General features: G+C 64.6%; 19 protein-coding genes. 6 read left to right on the forward strand and 13 right to left on the reverse strand.

Going from position 1 to position 25,449, the window contains the following annotated elements; all coding sequences use genetic code 11:
• Positions 1-3 precede the first annotated feature (3 nt).
• The 4 genes from SH602x_RS14025 to SH602x_RS14040 all read right to left on the reverse strand — a co-directional run bounded on the left by SH602x_RS14025 (position 4) and on the right by SH602x_RS14040 (position 4,067).
• On the reverse strand, positions 4-348 hold the full coding sequence (locus tag SH602x_RS14025; RefSeq protein WP_479472904.1) for a hypothetical protein: 345 nt from the start codon (positions 346-348) through the stop codon (positions 4-6).
• 47 nt (positions 349-395) lie between these two features.
• Positions 396-1,004, reverse strand: a complete 609-nt coding sequence (locus tag SH602x_RS14030; RefSeq protein WP_479472905.1) for a hypothetical protein — start codon at positions 1,002-1,004, stop codon at positions 396-398.
• 17 nt (positions 1,005-1,021) lie between these two features.
• A complete protein-coding gene (gene uvrB, locus SH602x_RS14035) occupies positions 1,022-3,103 on the reverse strand; it encodes an excinuclease ABC subunit UvrB (RefSeq protein WP_479472906.1) in 2,082 nt (693 codons plus the stop codon).
• 424 nt (positions 3,104-3,527) lie between these two features.
• Positions 3,528-4,067: a helix-hairpin-helix domain-containing protein gene (locus tag SH602x_RS14040; RefSeq protein WP_479472907.1), complete on the reverse strand. Its 540-nt coding sequence runs from the start codon at positions 4,065-4,067 to the stop codon at positions 3,528-3,530.
• Positions 4,068-4,117: 50 nt separating this feature from the next.
• Between SH602x_RS14040 and nadC the strand changes: the two genes are divergently transcribed.
• The gene (nadC, locus tag SH602x_RS14045; protein ID WP_479472908.1) at positions 4,118-5,041 is read left to right on the forward strand and encodes a carboxylating nicotinate-nucleotide diphosphorylase; all 924 of its coding nucleotides are present in this window, start codon (positions 4,118-4,120) and stop codon (positions 5,039-5,041) included.
• A 282-nt stretch (positions 5,042-5,323) separates the two neighbouring features.
• On the opposite strand, the gene SH602x_RS14050 is transcribed toward nadC, so the two are convergent.
• The gene (locus SH602x_RS14050) at positions 5,324-6,322 is read right to left on the reverse strand and encodes a sugar phosphate isomerase/epimerase family protein (RefSeq protein ID WP_479472909.1); all 999 of its coding nucleotides are present in this window, start codon (positions 6,320-6,322) and stop codon (positions 5,324-5,326) included.
• A gap of 226 nt (positions 6,323-6,548) precedes the next feature.
• Here SH602x_RS14050 and SH602x_RS14055 point away from each other — a divergent pair, with 226 nt between their 5' ends.
• On the forward strand, positions 6,549-7,163 hold the full coding sequence (locus tag SH602x_RS14055) for a lysophospholipid acyltransferase family protein (RefSeq protein WP_479472910.1): 615 nt from the start codon (positions 6,549-6,551) through the stop codon (positions 7,161-7,163).
• 162 nt (positions 7,164-7,325) lie between these two features.
• Complete coding sequence (locus SH602x_RS14060; RefSeq protein WP_479472911.1) at positions 7,326-8,486, forward strand: phosphatidate cytidylyltransferase; 1,161 nt, start codon at positions 7,326-7,328, stop codon at positions 8,484-8,486.
• A 378-nt stretch (positions 8,487-8,864) separates the two neighbouring features.
• On the opposite strand, the gene SH602x_RS14065 is transcribed toward SH602x_RS14060, so the two are convergent.
• The 4 genes from SH602x_RS14065 to SH602x_RS14080 form a co-directional block, all read right to left on the reverse strand.
• Positions 8,865-10,190, reverse strand: a complete 1,326-nt coding sequence (locus SH602x_RS14065; RefSeq protein ID WP_479472912.1) for a gluzincin family metallopeptidase — start codon at positions 10,188-10,190, stop codon at positions 8,865-8,867.
• Between the two features lie 479 nt (positions 10,191-10,669).
• Positions 10,670-11,518: an enoyl-ACP reductase FabI gene (locus tag SH602x_RS14070; protein ID WP_479472913.1), complete on the reverse strand. Its 849-nt coding sequence runs from the start codon at positions 11,516-11,518 to the stop codon at positions 10,670-10,672.
• 224 nt (positions 11,519-11,742) lie between these two features.
• Positions 11,743-12,021 (reverse strand): ferredoxin family protein, encoded by a 279-nt coding sequence (locus tag SH602x_RS14075; protein ID WP_479472914.1) that lies wholly within the window; start codon positions 12,019-12,021, stop codon positions 11,743-11,745.
• Positions 12,022-12,189: 168 nt separating this feature from the next.
• Complete coding sequence (locus SH602x_RS14080; protein ID WP_479467769.1) at positions 12,190-12,468, reverse strand: ferredoxin family protein; 279 nt, start codon at positions 12,466-12,468, stop codon at positions 12,190-12,192.
• A 544-nt stretch (positions 12,469-13,012) separates the two neighbouring features.
• Here SH602x_RS14080 and SH602x_RS14085 point away from each other — a divergent pair.
• A complete protein-coding gene (locus SH602x_RS14085) occupies positions 13,013-14,272 on the forward strand; it encodes an aldose epimerase family protein (protein ID WP_479472915.1) in 1,260 nt (419 codons plus the stop codon).
• Positions 14,273-14,512: 240 nt separating this feature from the next.
• Here the strand turns inward: SH602x_RS14085 and SH602x_RS14090 are convergent, their stop codons facing one another.
• From SH602x_RS14090 to SH602x_RS14100, 3 genes are all read right to left on the reverse strand, one after another.
• Complete coding sequence (locus tag SH602x_RS14090; RefSeq protein ID WP_479472916.1) at positions 14,513-16,225, reverse strand: hypothetical protein; 1,713 nt, start codon at positions 16,223-16,225, stop codon at positions 14,513-14,515.
• 502 nt (positions 16,226-16,727) lie between these two features.
• Positions 16,728-17,954, reverse strand: coding sequence for a tetratricopeptide repeat protein (locus SH602x_RS14095; protein ID WP_479472917.1), 1,227 nt, complete (start codon positions 17,952-17,954; stop codon positions 16,728-16,730).
• A gap of 182 nt (positions 17,955-18,136) precedes the next feature.
• Positions 18,137-19,690, reverse strand: coding sequence for a hypothetical protein (locus SH602x_RS14100; RefSeq protein ID WP_479472918.1), 1,554 nt, complete (start codon positions 19,688-19,690; stop codon positions 18,137-18,139).
• Between the two features lie 484 nt (positions 19,691-20,174).
• Between SH602x_RS14100 and SH602x_RS14105 the strand changes: the two genes are divergently transcribed.
• A complete protein-coding gene (locus SH602x_RS14105) occupies positions 20,175-20,894 on the forward strand; it encodes a lipoate--protein ligase family protein (RefSeq protein ID WP_479472919.1) in 720 nt (239 codons plus the stop codon).
• Between the two features lie 82 nt (positions 20,895-20,976).
• Here the strand turns inward: SH602x_RS14105 and rho are convergent, their stop codons facing one another.
• A complete protein-coding gene (rho, locus tag SH602x_RS14110; RefSeq protein WP_479467775.1) occupies positions 20,977-22,353 on the reverse strand; it encodes a transcription termination factor Rho in 1,377 nt (458 codons plus the stop codon).
• A 1,549-nt stretch (positions 22,354-23,902) separates the two neighbouring features.
• Between rho and SH602x_RS14115 the strand changes: the two genes are divergently transcribed.
• Complete coding sequence (locus tag SH602x_RS14115; RefSeq protein WP_479472920.1) at positions 23,903-25,303, forward strand: thioredoxin family protein; 1,401 nt, start codon at positions 23,903-23,905, stop codon at positions 25,301-25,303.
• Positions 25,304-25,449 lie beyond the last annotated feature (146 nt).

Below are 25,449 nucleotides of genomic sequence, written 5' to 3' on the forward strand. Positions count from 1 at the left end.
GGGTCAGCCCTTCAACCAGTCGATCACGATCGTGACCGGAAGCGCGACCAGGACGACAGCCGCCAGTATCACGTATCCCAGCAGGAGCAAGAATACCGTCCACAAGCCCGTCTCGTACCAGGCGTCGCGTGCGCGATCGGCGCCTCCGAACGGTCGCACCATGGCATACGCGAGCGAGGCGGTCGCATACGGAGTCGCGAACCACAGAAGTCCGGCGGTCAGGCCGGCAAGCGGGGCGACGGCAACGCCGGCGAGCCAATTCCATTCAGCGGAGGCGACGATGCCGCCGCTGATAGCGGCTGCGAGAATCGTCCCAGCGCTGAAGACGAGGAAGATGCCTCCCGCCAAGCTGAATCCCCCGCGGCGAGACGAAGGAGCGGCGCCCCCTAGTCGCTTCATGGCTTTCGCACCTCCGCTTCGCTCGCCTCCACCGACTGGCGGTGAGCGACGAACAGCGAGACGGCGAGCGCGTGACTGAGTCCGCCTGCCATGGCGCCGAGAAAGCCGAAGGCGGCGAGACCGATCGCCGGAACGAACAGGCTCGACGAGCTTGCATCAGGCATTCGGGTGTCGGCCACGAACGACCAGCCGCAGGCGACGCCGATGCAGGCGCCCAAGGCCAGGACGGCCATCCACGAAGCGAGCGAGGCGATCGACCGTCGCTCGCGAAGTTCGCCTCGGTCGGATTCGACCGGCGGCGACGCTCCCGCTCGGAACGATAGCGACGGCGAAGGTTCGGCCCGAGCGTTGGCGGCCCGCTGACGCTTCGCGCGTTCGTCCGGTCGCGACGCACGCAGCCTGCTCCCCAGCGTCGTGCTGAAGAGATGCAGGGCGACGAGCCCGCCGGAGAAGACGATCGACAGCACGATCGCGACCGGCAGCCAGCGGGAGAGAGCGAACGTCAGCGAGACGGCGACCAGCGAAAGCCCGAGCGCCCTGAGCCCGAACTGCGGTCGCAATGCAGGCGCGAGCGGTTCCGGTTCGTCGCGGTTCGGTTCGCTCACGACGTCGCTCCGATCGCTTATTTCTTCGGCTTGGGGACACGCGCGGCGCCCCCCTTGGGAATGCCGCGGCGGCGACCCTTTCCGTCGGAGCGATCCTGCTTCATGTTGCGCTCGACGGAGGACTTCTTCTGGCCGACGGCGTCCTGGTACTTCACGATCCGGTCGCGAATCTGGGCCGCCCGTTCAAACTCCAGATTCTTCGCGGCTTCGAGCATCTCGGCTTCGAGTTCCTGCACGTACTCCAGCGTAATGATTTCCGCGTCGTCGGTGCGACCGACCGCTTCGTTGGCCGCCTTGTGGGCGTCCGCCGCGGCGACGATGCCCGCGTGCACGCTTCGCTTGACCGACTCGGGCGTGATGCCGTGCTCTTCGTTGTAGCGCTGCTGGATCTCGCGACGACGACGGGTTTCGTCGATCGCCTTCTGCATCGAATCGGTGATCCTGTCGGCGTACAGAATCACCCGCGCGTTGACGTTACGGGCGGAGCGTCCGATCGTCTGGATCAGCGACGTTTCGTTCCGCAGAAAGCCTTCCTTGTCGGCGTCCAGAATCGCGACCAGCGAAACCTCCGGCAAGTCCAGCCCTTCGCGCAGCAAGTTGACGCCGATCAGCGCGTCGAACTTGCCCGCCCGGAGATCCTGCAGCGTTTCCACGCGTTCGAACGCGTCGAGTTCGCTGTGCAGCCACTTGCACGCGATCCCCTGTTCGCCGAGATACCGCGCCAGGTCCTCGGAAAACTTCTTCGTGAGCGTCGTCACCAGGACGCGCTCGCCGGCCGCAGCCCGTTCGTTGATCTTGCCGACGAGATCCGTCACCTGCGTCGATGCCGGCAGCAGGTCGATCACGGGATCCAATAGGCCGGTGGGACGAATGATCTGTTCGACGACTTCGCCTTCGGACCGCTCGAGTTCGTAATCGTTCGGCGTCGCCGAAACGTAGACGACCTCGTTCACTCGCTTTTCCCACTCCTCGAACTTCATCGGGCGATTGTCGAGCGCGCTGGGAAGCCGGAAGCCGTGATCGACCAGCGTCGTCTTGCGACTCCGGTCGCCCGCGTACATCGCGCGGATCTGCGGGATCGTGACGTGCGACTCGTCGATGAAGAGGAGGAAGTCCTTCGGGAAATAGTCGTACAGCGTCTCGGGCGGATCGCCCGGGTTGCGGCCTGCGAGCAGCCGGCTGTAGTTTTCGATACCGGGGCAGGTGCCGATTTCCTGCATCATCTCGATATCGAAGCGGGTCCGCGCGTTGAGGCGCTGCGCTTCGAGCAGCTTGCCTTCCCGTTCGAACTTCGCGAGTTGCTCGGCCAGTTCCCCGCGCATCGCGTCGACCGCCCGCGCGATGCGGTCCTCCGGCATGACGAAGTGCTTGGCCGGATAGATGAAGATCTGCTCCTCGGTCGAAATGACCTCGCCGCTGGTGGGATCGATGATCGAGCAGTTGTCGATCTCGTCCCCCCAGAACTCGATGCGGTAGGCGTACTCTTCGTAGGCGGGCCAGACTTCGACGCAGTCGCCGCGAACGCGGAACTTCGCCCGTTCGAAGGCGACGTCGTTGCGACCGTAGAGGATGTTGACCAGCTTCATCAGCATCTCGTCCCGATCGACGGACTCGCCCTTGCGGACGGAGACCATCATCGCCTGGTAATCCTTCGGCGATCCGAGGCCGTAGATGCTGGAGACGCTGGCGACGATGATCACGTCCTTGCGACTGACCAGCGAGCTGGTACTGGCGAGGCGCAGGCGGTCGATCTCGTCGTTGATCGAGGCGTCCTTCTCGATGTAGATGTCCCGCTGCGGGATGTAGGCTTCCGGCTGGTAATAGTCGTAGTAGCTGACGAAGTAGTGGACCGCGTTCCGCGGAAAGAAGGCCTTGAACTCCGCGTAGAGCTGCGCCGCGAGCGTCTTGTTGTGGGAGATGACCAGCGTCGGCTTCTGGATGTGCTGGATGACGTTCGCCATGGTGAACGTCTTGCCCGAGCCGGTGACGCCGAGCAGCGTTTGCTTCGCGTGTCCGGCGCGCAATCCGGCGACGAGTTGTTCGATCGCCTTGGGCTGGTCGCCGGCAGGAGCGTAGGGCGCTTTCAGATCGAATTGCACGCGCGACTTTCAGCGGTCTTGGGACGGGACAGAGAGCTGGCCGAGGGGCGACCTTCGCGGACGGATCCGCTCGGCATTCCGATCGAGGCGCGTCACCGCACGCCCGAACCGCCTGTCCGCGAAATCTCCGCATTATAGGGAGGCGGGAAAGGGTTCGTCGCGTCGATTCAGATCATCCGTCGCCGACGTTTGCTCGAGATTTATTACGGTGTCTAAAGGAGGACCTGCCAAGGGTGGCGCTGGTTGTCCCAACCAGCGCGGGCGCAGCCCGTCGGAGGCCTTCGAACGCGTTCGGCGAAAGTTGGCCAGCTTCGATCAGGAAAAACGCACAGGATCGTCCGGCATCGTCGGTCCGGCCGGCCCCGAAGGCCTCCGATCCGCTTCGCGGACGCTGGTTGAGGCAACCAGCGCCACCCCGCGCGTCTTATCGCTCCGGAAACTGGAGAAACGGCTCGATCCGCTGCCAGGTCTTCGGACCGACGCCGCGGACGGCCTCGAACGTCTCGGGGCTGAGATCGTTTCCGGCGGCATCGCGGGCGACGACCATCCGCTGGGCGAGCGTGCGACCCACGCCGGGCAGCATGGCGAAGTCGGTCCACGCGGCGGAGCGGACGTCGACCACCAGGCGGGGCGTCCCCCTCGATTCGACGGCGACCGATCCGTAGCCTTCGACGTGACGGGAACTGATCGTGGCGACGAACGCGATGAACGAGAGAAGTCCGACGATCCAGGTCAGCGCCGTGCCCTGTCCGGCGTCGAGAGCGAACGGGCTCCCGCGACGACGGACATAGGCGGCAACCCCTTCCAGCGACGAAGGTGCGTCGGCGACGGCGGGGAGGTTTTCGGAGCGCTGACCGTCGGACGAACCCGTTACGCCGACGACCGCTCGTGCATCGATAGTCTCCGCCCGAACCGTCTGCGGACGGTCGACGTTAGAATTCGCGTTCGCTTCCGATTCCTGCATCGTCTGATCGCGAACTTTCGGTCGGGTCGTCGCCTCTCTTCGCTAGAGCCGTGAAACGAGATTACCTTCAGATCGAATGGGATGAAAGCGTCGCCGAGGCGGCGCGCAAGCTGATTCGTCTCGCTTTGGAGGAGGATCTGGGCGAGCGGGGCGACGTCACGGCGCAGGCGACCATTCCGCCCGGTTCGCACGGAACGGTTCGCTTCGTCGCACGAACTTCGGGCGTCCTGGCCGGTCTGCCGGTCGCGCGGCTGGTTCTGGAAGCGATGGGCGTCGGCTTTGAATGGAAGTCGCATCTCGAGGACGGTTCGCCGATCGAACGGGGCACGATCCTCGCGACTGTGAGCGGCGAAGTGCGGGATCTGCTGGCTGCCGAGCGGACGATGCTGAACCTGCTCTCGCGTCTCTGCGGCGTGGCGACGCTGACGCGGCGCTACGTCGAAGCCGCCGCGGGAGGGAAGGCCCGCATCTACGACACGCGAAAGACGACGCCCGGCTGGCGACTGCTGGAGAAGTACGCGGTTCACTGCGGCGGCGGGCGGAATCATCGCCTAGCGCTCTTCGATTCGATCCTGATCAAGGACAACCACCTCGCGGCGATCGGCGGCGACGATCCGGCGACCGCCGTCAGCAAAGCGCTGCGTGCGGCGAACGAGTCGCTCGACTCGTTCGGAGAGGATCGTCGGAAGCACGCCCTCGTCGAGATCGAGGTCGACACGTTCGAGCAGCTTCAGGCCGCGCTGGAAGCGGGCGGCGTCGACGTCATCCTGCTCGACAACATGGACGACGATCAGCTTCGCCTCGCCTCGGAACTGCGTGATCGCGTCGCACCGGACGTGGAGTTGGAAGCCTCGGGCGGCATGACGCTCGATCGGATACCCTCTGCCGCGCGTACCGGCGTCGATCGCATCAGCGTCGGAGCCCTGACGCATCAGGCCCAGTCGCTCGACATCGGGCTGGACTGGGTCGCGTAAGCGTTCGGGCGTCGCGGCGGCTCGTGTGCCATGGCCGAATCGTCCAGCGTCGACGCTGACCGATACGAAGAATGCACTGAGATGTGTGCCGCTTCTGGCTTGTCCAGCAGTGCGGCGGGCGGCGGTTCGTTCGCCAATTTCAAACGACGTTTCCCGAAGGAAATCGTCGAGATTCGAGCGGCGATTTCGTGAGGGATCGACTCGCGAGGTCGAAGTACCTTCCAGCGCCCCTCACGGCTGGACAAGCCAGCCGTGGCACACGCGGCATCCGGGAGGCGCCGTTCAGCCCTTGTCGAACGCGGCGTCGAAGGCCCGTCCGCTGGGGGTGAAGTCCATGCTCTTGACGAACTGGGCCGCGTCGCGGGCGCCGTACTCGCGGTCCATGCCGCTGTCTTCCCATTCCACCGACAGGGGTCCCTGATACCCGATCTCGTTCAACGCCCGGATGATCTCTTCGAAGTCGACGGCGCCATGTCCGGGCGAGCGGAAGTCCCAGCCGCGGCGGGAATCGCCGAAGTTCAGGTGCGACGCCAGAATGCCGGACCGTCCGTTCAGCGTCGTGATCGCGTCCTTGATGTGGACGTGATAGATCCGATCCGGGAACGCGCGGATGAACTCGACCGGGTCGACCCCCTGCCAGATCAGATGGCTCGGATCGAAGTTGAAGCCGAACTCCTCGCGATGATCGAGCGCTTCGAGCGCCCGCTGCGCCGTGTAGAGGTCGAACGCGATTTCGGTCGGGTGGACTTCCAGGGCGAACTTCACCCCGCACTCGCCGAAGACGTCGAGAATCGGGTTGAAGCGTTCGGCCAGCAGATCGAAGCCCGCGTCGATCATCTTCGGCGGAACCGGCGGGAACGAGTAGAGCAGCGGCCAGATGCTCGATCCGGTGAAGCCGTTGACGACCTCGACGCCGAATTTCTGCGCCGCCCGGGCGGTGTTCTTCAGTTCTTCGATCGCCCTTTCGTTGACGCCGGCAGGATCGCCGTCGCCCCAGACGTACGGCGGCAGAATCGACTTATGCCGCTCGTCGATCGTGTCGAGAACGGCCTGACCGACCAGATGGGCGCTGATCGCGCGGCATTCCAGGCCGATCTTTTCCAGGGCCTCCCGCTTCTTCGCGCAGTACCCGTCGTCGGAGAGCGCCTTGTCGACCTCGAAGTGGTCGCCCCAGCAGGCGAGTTCGATTCCGTCGTAGCCGAACTCCTTGGTCATCCGGGCCATGTCGGCGAACGGCAGATCGGCCCATTGCCCGGTGAACAGCGTGACCAGACGGCTCATGAAGCAGGCTCCGAGGAGAGGAGTCGACGAATCGGAAGGGGGCATTCTGACGCTCGCTCACGCCCTTTTCAACCGGCGGGGGCAGGCTGAGGACGCCCTTCTCGACCGGCCGCCGCGCGAGTGATACCGATCGTTCCGGAACGCCCTATAATTTCCTGCTGTCCTGCCCGTGCGGCGGCGCCCTACGTGGCGACGCTTCTTCACCCGTCGATCTGCCGAACCGTCGATGAAGCATGCGTTGACGATTCCGGTCCTCGTCGGGCTGGCCAAGTTCTTCAGCGGCGCGACCGTCCGCTGGGTCGATTGCCAGCCGGAGCCGTGTCAGCGCATCTACTTCGCCAACCACACCAGCCATCTCGATCCGCTGGTGATCTGGGCGTCGCTGCCGTGGGATCTCCGGGCCCTGACCCGCCCCGCCGCGGCGCGGGATTACTGGGAAAAGGGTTGGCTCCGCCAGCACATCGCGGGCGCCTTCAACGCGATCCTGATCGACCGTCAGGAGATTAAGGTTCACGCCAGTCCGATCACCCAGATCCTCAACGAGATCGGGGATAAGTACTCGCTGATCATCTTTCCCGAAGGGGGACGCAGCCCCGACGGCGAGATGCACGAATTCAAGAGCGGACTGTTTCACCTGGCCAGGAAGCGTCCCGACGTGGAACTGATGCCGGTCTATCTAGAGAACATGAACCGGGTGCTGCCTCGCGGCGAGGTCTTCCCGGTCCCCCTGCTGACGAGCATCACGATCGGTCCCCCCATCTGGCTCGAACGGGGCGAGACGAAGGTCGATTTTCTCGTCCGTGCTCGAAGCTCGATCGTCCGCCTGCGCGATCGGTCGTAGAACGCGAAACGCCGCCCCCGCACTCCTGACAGGAGCCGCCCGGTATCGAGCTTTCGGCGCGATCTGTTACGATCAGCGCCGCAGAAAGACGAGACTCTCCGGTCAGCGCCGGTCGCCGTTTCTGCGCCTTCGACGGGTCGTTCGCTCGTGGATTTCTTCGCGATGCCGGCAGTCACGGACGTCTACGACCGTGTCCGCCTCTTCGACGATCGCTACACGCTCGCGCTGCTGGCCGGCGTCTTCACGCTGCTCGCGGTCGGCGGGTTCGTCGGCTGGCTGCTGCGTCGCCAGCCCGACACCTCGATCAACCCCGCGCTGATCAAGCTGTTCAATCAGCGGATCGTCGCCTGGTGGGCCATGTTCGCGACGCTGATCTTCAGCGTCGTGGTCGGGCGCCCCATGATCGTGATCCTGTTCTTTCTGGTCTCGTTCTGGGCGCTGCGCGAATTCATCACGATGACGCCGACGCGGCTGGCGGATCATCGGACGCTCTTCTGGACCTTCTTCGTCATCACGCCGCTGCAGTACTTCTTCGTCTTCGTCGGCAACACGTACGCGTGGTGGTTCGACCTCGGACCGGGCGGCGATCTGTACGGCCTCTACAGCATCTTCATCCCGGTTTACTGTTCGCTGCTGATCCCGGCGCGGATGGCTCTGGCCGGAGATCCGAAACGGTTCCTCGAACGCTTCGCCAAAGTGCAGTCGGGCCTGATGATCTGCGTCTATGCGCTGTCGCACGCGCCGGCGCTGCTGGACCTGCACCTAGTGACGTGGAACTCCGAATCGGGCGCTTACGTGAAGTACGAGGGAAGCCCGTCCGGCTTGCTCTTCTACTTCATCATCCTGGTGCAGGTCTCGGACGTCTGCCATTACCTCGCCAACAAGATCTTCACGCGACACGTCATCGCCCCCGCCATCAACGGGAGCCGCACGTGGGAAGGCCTGCTCGTGGGGACGCTGGCGACGGCGCTGGCCGGACTTTCGCTCTGGTGGGTCACGCCCTTCACGCTGGCGGGCAGCGCCTGCATGGCGCTGATCATCTCGCTGATGGGCTTCTGCGGCACGATGGTGATGTCCGCCGTGAAACGGGATCGCGGCGTGCGCGATTACGGCACGCTGGTGCGGGGACACGTCGGGATTCTCGACCGGATCGATTCGCTCTGCTTCGCGGCGCCAGTCTTCTATCACCTGACGCGATTTTTCCTGAGCCCCTCCGCCGGGATGCTGCAGCGGTCGGCGCCCCCTGTCGTTCCGCCCCTTCCGCCTGCCGCGGAAGAATCGGCGATCAGCTCGCTCACGTTGCTGATGCAGACGCTCTGCTGATGGACCGCCTATGCGGCCGGTCGCGAACGCATGCTTTCGGCCGGCGTCGTGTGCCGGCGCTGGCTCGTCCCGATACCGTCCGGGAAGAAGTTTGCACGGTCCGTGTGCCACTGCTGGCTTGCCCAGCAGTGCAGTGAGCGGCGATTCGTTCGTCCATTCGGGTCGTCGTTTCCCGAACGAACGCCAGCGATTTCCGATCGGCGACGTCGTGATGAATCCTCTCGCGAAGTCCAACTCGGTTCGAGGGGCGCTGCACTGCTGGGCAAGCCAGCCGTGGCACGATCCGGCAGCATTCGCAGGGACCTACGAAAAAAGCCGCGTCGTGATTCGACGCGGCTTTTTCGATCGGTCGCTTACGCGAAGGACAGCCTGTCTCGATTAGCGAAGGACGCTGCCGTTCGAGCCGCCGGCGTACGGATAGGTCGGCGGGGAATCGATCGGAACGAGGCCGGGCTGCGGAGCCGTTACGGTTCCCGGAACGGGACGGGCGTCAGCTGACAGCGTGCGGGGTCCGTTCGCAGCGATGCCAGCGGCGGGACCGGCGTCGTTCGGGCCGACCCAGACGTCCGGGTTAACGACCTGGACCTGACCCTGCGTCGGCGGCAGGTTCGGCGGAAGTGCGTTGCCGGCGTTGCCCGTCATCGCGTTGCCTGCCATCGCATTCGGAGCGGCAGCCAGGGGCTGCTGCGGACGGCGGTTGTCCGGAATCGGATCGGCGCCCAGGCGGCTGCGTTCTTGCCGCTTCGACTCGTACCAGTTCAGCGTCGATCCGTTCTGGCCGCGAGTGATCGTGCCGCCGTCGTCGCTAACCACATCGAGGTGGGACGGGCGGGCGAAGGTCGAGGGGCCGGTCGGATCGGCCGGAGCCGGCTGGGAGACGGGCGGCGGAAAGGACTCGGTTCGGGGAGCGCCGTTATCGGCGAGCGCGATCGCGGCTCGCGGCTGCATTTCCTGCGGGCTGCCGACGCGAACCCATTCGAGCCAGGTCACCTGGAGATCCGACAGATCGGAGTAGCCGTAGTGCTTGTCGATCGCGGCGTTCCAGTTGTTCCAGGCCATGCCGTCTTCGAGGAACTTGACGTACTTCTGGCGACCGCCCTGGAGGATCAGGTACCGGGCGAGCGAGTAACCCTGGGCGTACAGCGGCAGGATGTCGGAGGGGTACTGCTTCATCACGAACATCTTGTTGAACGCGATGCCGCGATCGGACTTCAGGTAGCGGACGAGGTTGTGCTCGTGCTTGATCCGCTCGCTGGCGTGTTCGACCGTCGTGCAGGCGCCCTCGTCAGCCCAGCGGGGAAGCGGACGACCGAAGTGCGTCGCGAAGATCGTATGCGTGATCTCATGGGGCAGAACGGCGTCGAGCACGCGTTCCTGCGAGCCGATGACCGTCATCGACCAGCGACCCGGCATGCCGCGTCCGTCGAAGACGAAGCTCGTCTCGCCCTGGGCCGCCTTGCTGGGGCCCGCATCGACGCGGATGGGGCAGGGATCGCGCCAGGGAGGCAGTTCCGCGCCGAGCCATTCCAGGGCCAGTTCCCGGCGGTACTTTTCCGCCCACTGGGCGGTCAACTCGGCGAACTGCTGCGTGTCCGCCTCGATGATGAAATTCTGGGTGCGAACGCTCGCGGCGAACGCTTCCGCGCAGAATCCCGACGCCACGATCGCGACCACGGTCGCGATTCGGTACAGACGTGCCTCCATGCCTCGATCCGCTCCTTCCTGGGGCGTGCGTCGCCGTCATTCCATGACGGCGTCATCGAGCGAGATCCGCACAGGAGCCGCGTCTGCCGGCCGGCAGGCGCAACTTCCCCTACGGGTGTATCGACCGGCGTAGTGATCAGAACCAGTCGGCGCGATCTTGCGCCGAAAGTTTCGCTGCTTCGCCGATCCGCGCCGCCTGCCGGGAGACTCCGTTTCCCGCAGTCGGAGGGCGTCAAAACCGCGGCAAAAGCCGCATACTGCGGCAACCGCGTCTCCTTCGCCCCATCGCGTCGCTCAAGGATAGACACAGCCTACGAATCGCGCGAAAGCGAGGCCATATCAGTCCGGCTCTGGTACGTCGCGATTCCGAGGAAAGTTCTAAAAAACTTCGCCTCCGACCCCCAAAAGGAGCAGGAGCCTTTCCCGGGATTCATGCATTCCGCAGGAAAGGCTCAAGTTCTTACGCGAAGTGGCCGGGCTCACGCCTTGGACTTCTTCACCGCGTCGGCCGCGACGGCTTCCATCAGGGTCTTGGTGGGAGCGCCCATGATGTTGTAGCCGGCGTCGACGTGCAGAATCTCGCCGGTGATCGCCTGCGAAAGATCCGACAGCAGGAAGAGCGCCGCCTTGCCGACCTCCTGGTGCTCGATGTTGCGTCCCAGGGGAGCCATGAGCGCGTTCATCGGCATCATTTCCTTGGCGCCGACTGCCGAGCTGGCGAGCGTCTTGAGCGGCCCGGCGCTGATCGCGTTGACGCGGATCGACTTGGGGCCCAAGTCGAAGGCCGCGTACTTCACGCACGAATCGAGCGCCGCCTTGCAGACGCCCATCACGTTGTAGCCCGGCACGCACTTCTCGCCGCCGTAGTAGGTCATGGCGAGAATCGAACCGTTCGGATTCATCAGCGGCGCGAACGCGTGCGACAGCGCGAGCAGCGAGTAGGCGCTGATCTCCATCGCCATCGCGAAGCCTTCGCGGCTCGTGGCGACGGTGTCCTTCTTCAGATCGTCGAGGCTCGCGAAGGCCATCGAATGGACAAGGAAGTCGATCGTGCCGAATTCCTGCTTCGTCGTTTCGACCAGTTTCGCGATGTCCGCATCGCTGCGAACGTCGAGCGGCACGAGGAACTTGGCCGTCTCCGGATACTCGCTCGTCAGCTTCTGAACGCGGTTCCAGCTTTTGCGGCGATCGTCTTCCGGCGGGTCCGGCAGATGCGTGAATCCGCAGAGAGCGCCCTCCTTCATCACCTCTTCGGCGATCGCCCAGGCGATCGAGAAATTGTTGGCGACCCCGAGGATCAGACCCTTCTTGCCGTCCATCAAGCCCATGACGGTAGTCCTTCAGAATGCGAAGCCGGGGCGGAATTCCCGCGAATGGCCGGCGGCGCGATGCCGATCGAAAGCGGACGTTCGACCTCGGGAGCGGAAGGGCTCCCTCGGTCCCTGTCGCGACACGCCACGTTGTAGCGCCCGTTCGGAACGCCGAAAACGGGGCCGGTCTACGAAAGGAGCCCGGAACGCTCCGGGCTCTGCGCCTCGTCGACGGATCGCGCTCACGCTCCGGCGAGCGGCGCCTTCTTCTCGAGAATCGGCGGGCTGACCGCGGACATCGTCGCGTTCAGTTCCTTGTACGCGGCCCATTCCTCGGGCAGATCCTCTTCGTAGAAGATCGCTTCGACCGGGCACTCGGGAACGCAGGCTTCGCAGTCGATGCATTCCTCCGGATCGATGTAAAGCATCTGCTCGCCCTCGTGGAAGCAGTCGCACGGACAGACCACCACGCAGTCGGTGTACTTGCACCCGGAGCAGGGCTGCGCGACGACGAACGGCATGGTCGTATCCTTTCAGGAGGGAATCGGAGCGGAAGGATCCTTCTTCGCGGAGAGCCCGGCGCCGCGAGAAGTTCGCCCCTGCCCAGCCATCGGGATACGAAAAAACCCGGCTGGGTCAGCCGGGTTCGTCCGTACGTTCGATCCGTCTTGCGACGGTCGCGCGCTGGCTCAGCTATCAGCCAGCGGTTCTTTCTTTTCGGTGATGACCGGCGTCTGCGTCGCCATTTCGGCGTTCAATTCCTTGAAGGAAGCCCATTCCTCGGGCAGGTTGTCTTCATGGAAGATCGCTTCGACGGGGCATTCCGGCACGCACGCCTCGCAGTCGATGCACTCATCCGGATGGATGTAGAGCATCTGCTCGCCCTCGTAGAAGCACTCGACGGGGCAGACGACGACGCAGTCGGTGTATTTGCACCCGAAGCAGGGCTGGGCGACGATGTGGGTCATGAATGGGGCCTCTTTCCGGTCGAGGAATCGATTCCTGTTCGAGGGGGCGAAATCGACGCGAGGCAGCTCGCATCGACGGGGGCCAGCTCGCGCCGGCGCCGCTTCCAGTATCTTTCGCGCCTCGAACTCCGACAGGAGCTTCCATCGTGCCGAGGCGGCGGAAATTTCACGAATTTCGGGATTCTAGCGGATAGAGAAACTCCTCGTCATGGGGAGGCAGCCCGCCTTCGCTGTCAAAGCAGTCGAAAGCATGAACGGAGAGGAGGTTCGGGCGTCGCCGCGGGGCTCTACGATCGGTTCGACGCCGAACGCTCTGCGGAGAGTTTATCAGGCTGCTGCAAAAGGCAGCGAGCCTGCTATTCGTCGCAGGAAGCGACGACGAAAGGGGAGTTCACGACCCCTTTCGCGAGCCGTGAGGAACTTGTTCCGAACCGGGCGAGGCTGCGAAACGCCACGAAGGCCTTTCGCAGCAGCCTGCTAGAATCTCGACCTGACGCCCTGCTGTTTCGCGGCGCCTCCTTCTCCCTCTCGGAATCGCGAATCCATGAAACGGATCTCGTTCCTGCCTGCGGCGTTCGCCGCTGCGGCGATCGGCTTTTCGACCGGTTGCGAACCGGCCAAAGTCACCATGCCCTCCCAGACGACGACGGTCGCATCGACCGACGAAGAACCCTCTCCGTCGGAACCGGCGCCCAGCGAAGTTCCTCCTGCCGAGCCCCCCTCCGCCGAGCCCGTGGGCGAAACCGACGCATCCGAAACTTCCGCCATGAAACTGACCGAAGAGAATTTCGGCACGGCGCCCGCCGGCGAAGTCACGAAATACACCATCGAGAACTCGCACGGTCTGTCGATCGGACTGATCGATTACGGCGCCACGCTGATCTCGGTGAAGACGCCGGACAATACCGGCAAGATCGCGGAGATCACGCAGGGCTTCCCCACGCTGGAAGGCTATCTGCAGCGGCACCCCTACTTCGGATCGACCGTCGGACGATTCTGCAACCGGATCGCCCAGGGCAAGTTCACGATCGACGGCGAGGAATACACGCTCGCGACCAACAACGCGCCGAACCATCTGCATGGCGGCGAGAAGGGCTTCGACCAGAAGCTCTGGAAGGCCGAGACGTTCAAGAAGTCGGACGAGGCGGGCGTGAAGTTCACCTACGTCAGCCCGGACGGCGAAGAAGGCTATCCCGGCGAGGTCACGGCGACCGCGACCTACTCCCTGAACGAGCAGAACGAACTGGCGTTCACCTTCGAGGCGACGTCCGACGCCGCGACGCACGTCAACCTGACCAATCACGCCTACTGGAATCTCGCCGGCGCCGGCAGCGGCACCGTTCTGGATCACGAAGTCACCATCGCCGCGGAGCAGTACCTGCCGGTCGACGAGACGGCGATCCCGACCGGCGAACTGGCGGGCGTCAGCGGAACCCCTTTCGACTTCACGAGCCCGAAGAAAATCGGCGCCCAGTGGGACGAACTCTCGGGCGAGCCGAAGGGGTACGACCACTGCTTCGTGCTGGAAGACTCGGCAGAGCTTCACCCTGCCGCAATCGTCGTCGAGCCGACGTCAGGCCGCGTGATGGAAATCCAGACGACGCAGCCCGGCGTGCAGTTCTACACCGGCAACTTCCTGGACGGATCGGAAGGGAACGGCGGCTTCGAGAAGAACCAGGCGTTCTGCCTGGAGACGCAGCATTTCCCCGACGCGCCGAATCAGCCGAAGTTCGCTTCGACGCTGCTCAAGCCGGGCGACACGTTCCGTCAGACGACGGTCCACCGCTTCCGCGTCGAGAAGTAAGCGCAAGCGTCTGAACGCTTCAATGCCTTAGGCGAGCGGGGGGTGTGAACCCCCCGAGGCCGGTTCGCGATCTTCGGTCGCGAACGCGGCACGCGCCGAGGGACGAACTTCGCATCTTCGACGGTCGATGTTCGCTGCGCTTCAGCGACGAACTCGGGGGATTCACATCCCCCGCTCGCCTGCCGAACGATGAATAGTGGTCGTCGTCGATAAGTGTCGCTTGAGTTCGAAGACGGTTGGTTACGCAGCCATCTGCGTATCCGCCGCGACCGGTCGTTTCGCCGAGGCTCGCGGCGCGCGGATGACGGACAGGGCGATCCGGTCTTCCAGGTTAGGACGGAAGAAAGTCAGGATCAGCAGCGGCAGGTACCACGCGATGTAGGTGCCGCCGCCGAAGCCATGCCAGAACTGCACGGCGGTCATCACCAGCGCCGAGCAGGAGATCAGCGTCCCGAGGTTCTTCTGCGTCGGCCAGAGCGCGAGGCCCCCGCTAATCGCCACGAACGCCGTCAGCGCCGAAACGCGATAGGCGGGCGCGAGGACCAGATCCCAGAAGCCTTCGAGCCCCTCGAGCTGCGGCGCCCAGAGCCCGAACATGCGCCGCAGTTGCCAGACGAAGTCGTCGAAGTCGGCAGACGTGAAGATCAGCGAAAAGACGATCGTTCCCAGCGAAATTCCGACGCCGATCGCGAACTTCGCCCAGCCGCGCTGCCGGTAGAAGCTGATCCAGAGCGGCAACAGGAACAGCGGATAATAAACCGTTCCGATCGCGGCGCCGAGGAACACTCCGGCCAGCATCGGGCGCCGGTAGAACACGAACGCCCAGACGAGCATCGCCGCGGGCAGGAAGTGAATGACCCTCCCCGTCATGATCGCCGTGTACGGGAGCATCAGATAGAGCGCCGCCATCCCCACGCTGGTCGTGGGATTGTTGAAGTGGCGCCACCCGATCACGACCAGCCCCGCCACGATCGCCAGATGGGCCAGAATGGCCATGATCCGGGAGGCGATCGCGTGAGCCTGGTAGCTTTGCGTCGGCGAATTCGGATCGTTCTCAGACTCGGTCGGGTACGTCGGAAGCGTCGGCAGCAGGTAAACGACCGCGAGCCCCGGGCCGAACTTCAGCGGCTCCTCCTGCTTTTCGGTCGCTTCGCGCTGGAACAGTTTCGACGCGAGCTTCGGTCCCTGCAGATCGTCTTCGCTGGGCGGACTGGTCACCACGTTCGCCATCAGGAAGACGAACAGCGAACAGCCCAGGAAGATCAGTCCGCCGGGCGACAGGTTCGGCTCCAGCAACGGCCGGCGAACCATCAGCGGATCGATGATCAGGCGGATGAAGTAGAGCGCCGTCGCCGCGAAGAGCCAGACGTAGGCGATCGTGAGCAGCGTCCGACTGCGGCCGAGCATCCGCCGGCTTTCTTCCTCGGGCCCGGCGACGGCGGCTTCGTAACCGTCGTCGTCGACTGAAATCTCCAGCGTCGCGCCGTCTGCCGCGATCGGCCCTGGCTCGTCCGTCCCGTCCGTCGTCGGAGAGGTCGCGATCGGCGAGGGGGCGACCGGTCGGGCGCGATCAGGGCGCGATCCGGAGAGCCCTGCCCGATCGTCGGACGCGGCGGCCGGCGTCGAGGGAGAAGCCGCTTCGTCCGCGTCCTCTTCCGTTCCGTCCCGCAGCGATTCCCGATCGGTCGAAGTCGATCCTTCGACTGGCTCGGCGGGCGCCGCTGCCTGCGGATCGCCGCTCATCGCCACCTGGCGGAGCGCGTCGATCTGGAGCTGCGAACCCCAGTGGTAGAACAGCAGTCCAGGCGCGACGGCGATCAACAGGATCAGATCGAGATTCCGCAAGCTCCAATACCGGCTGAACTTGAAGTACAGCGCAAGCATCAGCAGCGACGACAGGTAAACCCAGGTCGCCGGCGCGATTTTCTCGTAACCGATGAAGAATTCGCTCATGCGGCGCGGGCGCGTCTTAGTGGGCGGCTGCACAAGGCAGCCAGCCCGCGTTCGCCGCATGGATGCGGCGACGAATGGGGAGTTCACGACCCTTTCGCGAGCCGTGAGGAACTTGTTCCGAACCTGGCGAGGCTGCGAAACGCCACGATGGCGTTTTGCAGCAACCTGTTAGTGGGCGGCGGGCCGTCGGCGATCCGGCAAGTCGGCGCCGTCGCTCTTCGAAAACTCGTGCGAACGTGTCGGCGGGCTAGTCCGCCGCTCCGTTGCGGGTAGCGAAGGGCGGGTGCGAGGCAATTCGTCCTTATAAACCACGCTGAGGGCGACGAACAGTCTCAGCCGGCGGACAGCGCAAGTCGGGCTCGGCGCCGAACGCATTCGTCTTCTGATCGGCGCCGCGGCGTCGCTTCGACAGTTCTTTAGTCGAAAATGGTGCCGAGGCCGCAAAAGGTTACACGGGCGTGCGGCTTGTAGGGCCTGCCCGGCGTCCGGCTGCGGGGCGAGCTTAACCCGTCTCGCCCGCTCGTGCCGGCGTGCGCGGCGCTAACCGGTCGGCGACCTCATCCGCCCAGGGGCTTTCCGGGGCGAGGCTCAGGAACGATTCGAGGTGAGCGCGACCCTGTTCGACCTGGCCCTGATCGAGCAGAAGCTGCCCCAGGTGGTAGTGGACGTCGGCGTACTCCGGATAGAGCGCCAGCGCTCCCTCGAACGCTGCGATGGCGTGCTCATGGTCCGAAAGTTCCGCCAGCAGGCAGCCGAGGTTCGCCCGCGCTTCGACGAAGTCTTCGTCGAGTTCGATCGCGACGTAATAGCGCTCACGCGCTGCGGCATAGTCGCCAGCCCGGTAGAGCGCGTCGGCCAGCCGAAAATTGACGGCGGGACTCGGCCCTTCGACGGCGAGCAGCGCGCGGTAAGCCTCGACCGCCCGCTGGTAGTCCCCGTCGTCTTCGGCCTCCTGCGCTTCGGTTTCGAGCGCCGCAGCCGTCGGCGCCGAAGATCCGCCGCGATCCGGCAGGAGCAGCGTCGCTTCCGTTTCCTCGTCGGCGGCCTCGTCGTGAGTCGTCCGTTCGAAGTCGATCCGAAGCTGGCCGTTCGCCTCGAAGACGGCGTCGCCGCGACGCAGCAGCAGGCGCTTCCCTTCCAGCAGCACGTGCAACTGATTCAGCGAACGATCGGCGTCCGGCACAAACCGCGACCACTCGGAGAGCGACTTCCTGAGCTTGTCGGCGGAGACGCCTGATTCGAGCAGTTGATGAATCCGCCGGGCGGACGCCGCTTCGGCGTAGGCGAAGTAAGGCAGCCGGTGGATAACCCGTTCCGGGCGAATCAGGCCCATGCGGTGCCACTGTCGAATCTTCGCGACGTCGACCTCCAGCAGGTCGGCGAGCATCGCCGGCGTGTAGAGCGACCGGACGAGGTGATCTTCGTCCGCCAGGCCGAGGCGTTCCCAGAACGACGTCTCGCCCAGCAGTTCGACGTCGCCCGCTTTCGCCGCTTCGCGGAGCGCTTTCGGAACGGTCTCGTCGGCGTCGTCCAGCGGAAACTCGTCGGCGCCCAGAATCACCAGGTCGACGTCAGGCGGATCGGCCTCCAGATCGACCGACTTCACCGGATGCGCGCCGAGTCGAATGACCAGTTGCCGCGCCTCCTTCTTCGTGACGCCCCCCGCCTTGCCGAGGAAAAAGACTCGTTTCCCGACGAGCCAGTCGAGCGATCCGTCGGAGCCGTTCATAGTTCCAGGCGCGCATGCGATTCGGGCGGGTAGCGGCGCGGCGTCCGAGCCGTCGCGAGGCGTTCATTGGAACGAGCGCGACGCCGACCGAAAAGGGGCGTCGCGGGCCCCATCATGCAAAGAGCCGCCCGACGAAACGAAGGGCGGCTCTGCGATGATTTCGAGGCTAACGACTTCGAACTCTAGAGTTCGATAATCTCGCGAGGAGCGCCGCGGGCGTTGCGGGGAGATCCCAGTTCGAGAATCGACCGGTCCTGCACGTCATCCTGCGTCGGTTCGACTTCCACTTCGACGCCCGGCTCGACTTCGATCTTCACGTCCGGCTCGTCGTCGAGCGGACGGAGTCGCGATTCGACCTCGTCCAGGCTGTTGTCTAGTTCGCGAAGCTCCGGCAGCGAGGGCTTCTGGAACGAATTCGTTCCGCCTTGCAGCGAGGGCCGTTCGTCCGCGGGCTCGGCAGCCGGAGTCGGCTCGGCGACGATATCCGATTCGGACGAAGCCGCCTCTTCGACGACTTCGACGTCCGCGGCACAGTAATCGTCTGCTTCGATCGTCTCGACCCGGGTCGGGGCGCGGAAGCTGACCGACTCGCAGCACTCGTCGATCGGCGCCCGCATCATGAAGGTGCGCGTGACCGGTCGCTGAACGGTGTAGGGAACGAGCTTCCGCACGGTTCGCTGAACTTCGACCGTCTTCGTTTCGGGGACCGTCTTGCAGACCGAGACCGGAACGCGGCGGACGCGTTCTTCGTACTCGTACCGGACGCTCTCGACCGGCACGCGACGGACCATTTCCTGTTCCTCAAAGCGGGTCACCTGGATCGGCACGCGGAACGTCTGACGCTCGACGCGGGGCTTCTGCACCGTGACGGGCACCTGGCGGACCTGGATCTCTTCCTCAACGCGGCAGACTTCGACCGGCACGCGGCGGGTCATCATCTGATTTTCCATCCGCGTCACCTGAACGGGACGTTCGCCGGTGTTGACCCGGGCGACCATCGTCGTTTCGGGACGCTGCACGGTGACCGGGTTCGGCACCCAGACGCGCTGCGTGGTGACCTGCGGCGTGTTGACCCAGTACAGACCGGGTCGCTGGGCGTAGGTCTGACCGTTGACCGGGTTCACGAAGTTCGTCTGCGGAAGCATCGTGACGTTCGGGAAGGCCGGCTGCTGAACGACCTGCTGTTCCTGGAAGCAACCCTGATCGACGACCTCCGCCCGCATGGTCGTAACCGGTTCCATGGTCGTGAACTGGAACTGCTGCATCTGCGTCTCGGTGACCGGACGCTGCACGCAGAACTGCTCTTCGCGGAACTGCGTCTCCGTCACGGGACGCTGCACGCGGATGCGTTCTTCGCGCATCTGCGTCTCGGTCTCGAACACGACCTTGTCGACGCAGCGCTCTTCGTACTTCGTCTCCTGAACGGGACGACGCACGGTGTAGCGCTCTTCGCGAAAGCTGGTTTCGCGAACGGGCTTGGCCACGCGGTAGCGCTCTTCGCGAAAGCTGGTCTCCACCACCTGGCGGTAGCTGGTGACCTCGCGGGGCTCGCATACCGTCTCGTATTCGACGCGGAAGCGAGTTTCCGGAACGGTCTCGCAGACCGTGACCGGCTGCAGACGGCTTTCGCCGCAACAGGCCTGGCCATAGACGGTCGACAGTCCTGAGCCATTCGGCGCCAGGATACCGCCGACGGCCGTCGTCGCCAGGGCGAACATGATACGGGTCAGGTTCATCGTACCGATTCCATTCGCGGCCGGATCGGCCGCACCTCGAAGGAGCGTCCCAACGTGAAACGTCCCGCGGCCTCCATGCGCCGGGGAGCGGGAAACGGCGTCGCGCTCGACGCTCGTCACCGCAAAGGTAGTTTGTCGATTGAGTACAGGTCGTTCAAACGGAATTCGAACTTCTTCTCTCAAGTACAGAATGCAAGACGAGCAGGAAAGAACAGTTACCTTTCGCCAGATTTTTTCTAAAGGTTTTCAGGCCCTCCGACCGAAGAGAGCGCTCTCGGTACGTCCTACGCAACCGCTTGATATTTCGTTCGTTACGCTGACGGAATATTCGCGCCTCAGGGCTTTCGCAGACGCTAGAGTCGCGGCAGGCTATGACGATCCGGCAAGCGATTCGCTTGTCTTGCAAGACCTGGAAAAAAGGTCGAAGCGGATGCCCCTATAAACCTGCCCTTCAGCATAATCCGACGTTTTCAGAAAGCCTGACTTGCTTCGCGTCGACGTCCAAGGGCTTTCTCCCGTCGAGGAACTGGCCTGCGAAGAGGCCCTCCTGCTGGCGCTCGACGCCGGCCATCGAGACGAGTTTCTGAGAATCTGGGAATTCGAAGCGCCGGTGGTCGTGCTGGGTCGGGCTAGCCGACGGGAGGGGGAGGCGAACGTCCCCCAATGCTTAGCTCAGGGCGTCCCGATTCTCAGGCGCTGCAGCGGCGGAACGGCCATCCTGGGCGGCCCCGGATGCCTGATGTACACGGTCGGCTTCTCGCTGCGCGACCGGCCTTCGTTGCGATCCGTCGAAGAAGCCCATCGCTTCGTGCTGGATCCGCTCGCGGCGGCGCTCGCCCGGCGACTGGACGGAGTCACGCGGCAAGGCATCTGCGATGTCGCCTGGAACGACCGCAAGATCTCGGGCAACTGCCTGCGGATGCTGAAAGAGGCGGTCCTCTACCACGGGACGCTGCTCTACGATCTGTCGCCCGAGCGGATCGAAGCGTTTCTCAACCCCGATCCGCCCCGTCAGCCGGAATACCGCCGCGGGCGTCGTCACGAAGAGTTCGTCGCGACGCTCCCCCTCTCGCGCGAACCGCTCATCGCCGCGATCGAGGAGGCCTTCCCGACGCAGGGCGAATACGGTCCCCTGCCTCGCGACTGGTTCGAGAAGGCGATGACCGAACGTTACTCGCGTCCCGAGTGGCACGAGCGGATCTGAGGCTTACCGCCTGCGTCGGCGTACGAAAAAGGGACGCGTCGAATGACGCGTCCCTCTTGTGTTTCCGGACTCGGGCGATCGCTTACTTATCCGCGAGCAGCCGGCCCGCGATGAGTTCCAAGAACTCTTTGTTCGTCTTCCGCTTGCCGAGTTGCTTGGTGAGCTCCTCCATCGCTTCGATGGGGTTCATCGTGGCGAGCGTTCGTCGCAACGCGGTGACCGAGTGGAGCGTGTCGGGATCGAGCAGCAGCTCCTCGCGACGCGTGCCCGACTGGGCGATGTCGAGCGCGGGATAGATGCGGCGATCGGAGAGACGCCGATCGAGCACCATTTCCATGTTGCCCGTCCCTTTGAACTCCTGAAAGATCAGCTCGTCCATGCGGCTGCCCGTGTCGACGAGCGCGGTGCCGACGACGGTGAGCGAGCCCCCCTCTTCGAACGCACGCGCGGTCGCGAAGAGCTTCTTGGGGATGTCCATCGCCTTGATGTCGATGCCGCCCGTCATGGTCCGACCCGAGTCGCCGACCCACTTGTTGAACGCGCGGGCGAGACGGGTAATCGAGTCGAGCAGCACGAAGACGTCCTGGCCCATCTCGGCAAGGCGCTTGGCACGCTCGATGACGATCTGAGCCAGGCGGACGTGATTCTCGACGTCTTCGTCGAGGCTGCTGGCGACGACTTCGCCGCTGACGTTCCGCTTCATGTCCGTGACTTCTTCCGGACGTTCGTCGATCAGCAGGACGAAGATCTTGACGTCGGGGAAGTTCGCGGCGACGCCCTGAGCGATGTGCTGCATCAGGATCGTCTTGCCGGAGCGCGGCGGAGCGACGATCAGCGCCCGTTGGCCTTTTCCGAGCGGGCAGAGCAGATCGACGACTCGCGTCGACAGGGGCGTCGGGCCCGTTTCGAGCTGAAGCCACTGATTGGGGTTGATCGGCGTGAGCTGGTCGAACGCCTTAACCTTCGAGTAGTCCTCCGGGTTCATTCCGTCGACGTCGACGATCTCCTTCACCCGGGGGCCCTGCTGACGCCGCCCGCTATGCACCATGGCGCGGATCATCACGCCAGGTCGCAGCGAATAACGCTCGACCATCGTCCCGGGAACGAATGGATCGTCCTTTTCGCGGGAGTAGGTCGTCGTGGGGCTTCGCAGGAAGCCGTACCCGTTGGGGTGCAGTTCCAGCATGCCGAGGAATTCTTCGACCGTATCGTCCGGCGATTCGGGACCCCCTTCGCCTTCGGGTCGCGGACCGGAAGGTCGTCGCGGCTGAAAGCCTTCGCCCGGTCCGCCCGGTCCGCCCTGTCCCGGAGGACGACGTCGTCGGCGACGTCCGCCCTGTCCGCCCTGACCGCCGCCCGGAGGACCGCCGTAGCCTCCTCCGCCACCGCCGCCGTCGGGACGTCCGCCTCGGGGTTGACTGGGGCCGCCCGAGCGGGGACGAAACTTCTTCTTAGCCATTGCGAATCCTGAGCGCGCGTGAAGTCGTAGCGGACTTCCGGAGAGTGGTTGGTGGAAAGCGGAGTCGATGGGCGATCCGGCGAACCGTCCGGGCAGAAAGGCCGAGAACCGTTCGGTACGAACCGCGTGTCGACAGAGGTTCGAAGATTCCTGAATAAGCCGCGGAGAACGCGACGAGAGCCAGGATGGCATCCGGCTCGAACGTCGCGACCGTATCCGCGGGCGCTGCGAGAACCAGGCGATCCGTCGCCCTGCAGGCGCTCTTCGCAGGACGGACATGCCGCCGGCGCGAAGAACCCCTCTCGAAAATGGAGCGCGACGCCCGGACCTGAAAGTCCGCGGAGTCACGCGTGACGTGCATGATCGCCGGACGCCCCGAAAACTTCGGAAGCGCACGCGGCGCCCGGCAAGAGCCGGCGAAGACCGTTCGCCGATCCGTTCCGTGCGATCGCACTAAGCGAGCCGAACGTGACGGCGACCCGCGCGACTGACGCCCCTGTTTTCCTGGCAGGAGTTCGATCGCGAAAGGACGGTCCGAGAGATGGCGTCGACACCGCGAGCGTCAGCGCCCGCAAGGTTTCGCTCGTTAATTCGATTCTGACCGAACTGGAAATGACAGACCGACAGGCGGCCCGGCACGAACGACCCCATACCGCGCATCCAGCACGGCGACGAGTCTGCCGAACCACCCGGAGGAAGACATGGACCGACGGGGCGATTGCCAGCATCAGGCGATCCGAAGAACGCGAGCCGGACAAGCATCGCCGCAGGCGGACGCCGATTACCGCTGGCAGATGCCGGTGTCGCTCGGCGGATGCCAGCGCCACATGGCGGATGCCAATGTCGCAGACAGAGGTCCGTGTTACAGAAATCCTGTCACAGGAGACCACTGCCGCAGGCGGAAGTCCCACACTTACCAGTAGGCCGCGCGGGGTCGCGAAAACATTCGCGACGAGCGACCGGGGCGTCCCGACCGACATCGCCGACGGCGGCGGTATAGCCGAAGGCTACACAGCACGTCGAAGCCGAGCGGCACAGCGAAGGCTGATGAACAGCCGCGAGCCGCCTGGTTGCCGAACGCCGTCATCAAAAGAAACGACGGCTTGTCGAGAACTCCCTCAAGCTGATGGGAGTATTACCCTTCGCAAAAAGCCTGTCAAGATCCTATCGGACCCCGTCACCGCAAAATCCGGTGCAGGCCCTCCCCCTTCTCCGTCCCCCGCCGTCGACAGCGGGTCGCCGATTGGCGTCCGTCGGATCGAAGTCGGCGACCGGCTTCGACGCACGTTCCGCAGCCGGGGCCAATGCGTCAGCGCCGGCGAAAGACGAAGCCTCGCTCCAGTTTGCCGATACTCGTTCCTTCGGGCGTTCGCGTCGAAAACGTTCGAGAATCTCTTCGCCCCGGCAGAGTTTTTGTATTCCGAAGCGACTCCGGAATCGATATTCCCGGAAGCCGCCGTCGGCAGCCGATGCGCCCGCTCTCCTTTTCAGGCTGAGCGTCGGGCGCCTCGCACGACGTGCGATCGGTCCACGTCACGGAAGACGAACGATGAACCGCTTTCATGCCAAGCTGGCGATCGTCAGCCTCTCCCTTCTGACCCTCGTCGCCGGACGGACCGCGTTCGCCGCAGAGATCCGCTGGGCCACCGACCTGGGCGCGGCCCAGCGTCAGGCGACGCAGGAGGGGAAGCTGCTGCTGCTCCATTTCCAGTCGAGGAATTGTCCCCCCTGCCAGAATCTCGAATCGACCGTCTACGTCGACGAAAAGGTCGTCGCCGCCGTCCACGACATGTACGTTCCCGTGCGGGTCGACGTGGACGAGTTGCCGGAACTCGCCGCTCAGTTCCAGGTGAAAAGCTGGCCGACCGACGTGATCGTCACCGCCGAAGGCCAGCAACTCTATCGCGGGCAATGTCCTGCGAATCCGAACGTCTATCGCACGCAGATCGAGACGATCGCGCAGCTCAGCGAGCCGACGGAAGGCTCCGCTGACGATGCCTACGCCAGCTACGATCGCTCGACCTCCCAGCCCAGCCAGAGCGCCAGCTTCGCGACAGCCGGCTCCGCGAACGATCCCTACACGCAGCCGTCGACCTACGCCGCCCCGGAGTACCGACAGCCCGGCTACGGCACGCCTTCCTTCGAACCGGACGCCGCCGAATACGCTTCTTCCCCGGAAATGGCCGCGTACGCGCCTCCGAAGGAAGAAGTCTGGGCGCCGTCGAACAGTGCGCCGGGGAACGACCCGTACGGCGCTACGCCGCCGGAAGTCTCGCTAGCTACTTCGCCGCGGGATCCGACGTCCTACGGCAGGCCCGACGGCGCGCTGGGTGCGACGCCGCAATTCGACGCGCCCACGCCCTCCGCCGCGACGTACCCCTCGGCCAGCTACGATCCGGCTGCGAGCGTCCCCTCCGCGAATCCTTACCAGCAGGTCGCCTACGGCGGCGCCGACGCTGCGTCGACGCCCTCCGCCGGCATTCCGGCTACGCCCGCCAGCTTCGCCCGTCCGAGTTCGGCCGCGCCGTCGACCGGTCTGAAGCTGGGTCTGGACGGCAACTGCCCCGTGACGCTGATCGTTCGGCAGGCCTGGGCCCAGGGCGATCCGCAAATCGGCGCCCGGCATCGCGGCGTCGTCTATCTCTTCGCGGACGCGGCCTCCCGCGACATGTTCTTGAGCGATCCCGACTCGTTCGCCCTTGAATGGCAGGGACTCGACGCCGTGGAACTGGTCGACCACGGTCGAATGGTCTTCGGGCAAGGCGAGCTCGGCTGCCTCCCCGACAGCGGCAAGTCGCTGTTCCACGGAATCGCCCACTTCCACAGCCAAGAGAATCTGAACAAGTTCGGCGCCGACAAAGCTTCGGAAGATTACTACGTCCAGAAGATGGAAGAACTTCTGCGACAACGGGCGAACGTCGCGGCAGGCGCCGCCGCCCCGCAGCGCTGAGCGTTCGCGAAACGCGTCGGACCACGAGCAGTCGATCGAGTCTGATTCGGCTGGTTCGATGGTTCGCTGTGCCATGCCCACCTCTCCGAAGGAAGGGTGGGCATGCTACAGGGCCGGCCGAACCTTGCATGCCCACCCTGCTGGCG

Source organism: Lignipirellula cremea, assembly GCF_056501455.1.